Source organism: Sphingomonas sp. CCH5-D11 (genome assembly GCF_001557395.1).
Lineage (GTDB): Bacteria > Pseudomonadota > Alphaproteobacteria > Sphingomonadales > Sphingomonadaceae > Sphingomonas.
In genome coordinates, this window is sequence record NZ_LSKH01000294.1 from 1 (window position 1) to 518 (window position 518).

Annotated in this window: 2 pseudogenes; one reads left to right on the forward strand and one right to left on the reverse strand. The window is 73.0% G+C overall.

From position 1 onward, the window contains the following. Positions 1–281, reverse strand: a pseudogene (locus AX702_RS17975) (head-tail connector protein); the annotation flags it as partial. Here AX702_RS17975 and AX702_RS17970 point away from each other — a divergent pair. Continuing rightward, positions 238–518, forward strand: a pseudogene (locus AX702_RS17970) (head-tail connector protein); the annotation flags it as partial. The pseudogenes AX702_RS17975 and AX702_RS17970 sit on opposite strands and share 44 nt — an antisense overlap.

Here is a 518-nt window from a genome sequence, read left to right on the forward strand (position 1 = left end):
GTGTAGCTAACGGCCACCCGCCCCGCCGCGCCGGCCGCGATCACCCGCACCCAGCCGCGCGCATCCGCGTCGACATCCACGGCATAGACGCTCGGCGGCAGCACGAAGGGCGCACCCTCCGCCGGCAGACCGGTCATCCCGCCGATCGCCACCACTGGCGCCGCCGCCAGCAGCTGCCAGCCCTGTGTGGTGGCGGGCAGCACATCCTCCACCGTTCGCGTTACCAGCAATGTGCCGGTGAACGCCTCCGCCAGCGCGATCGCGCTGGCGGAGGCGTTCACCGGCACATTGCTGGTAACGCGAACGGTGGAGGATGTGCTGCCCGCCACCACACAGGGCTGGCAGCTGCTGGCGGCGGCGCCAGTGGTGGCGATCGGCGGGATGACCGGTCTGCCGGCGGAGGGTGCGCCCTTCGTGCTGCCGCCGAGCGTCTATGCCGTGGATGTCGACGCGGATGCGCGCGGCTGGGTGCGGGTGATCGCGGCCGGCGCGGCGGGGCGGGTGGCCGTTAGCTACAC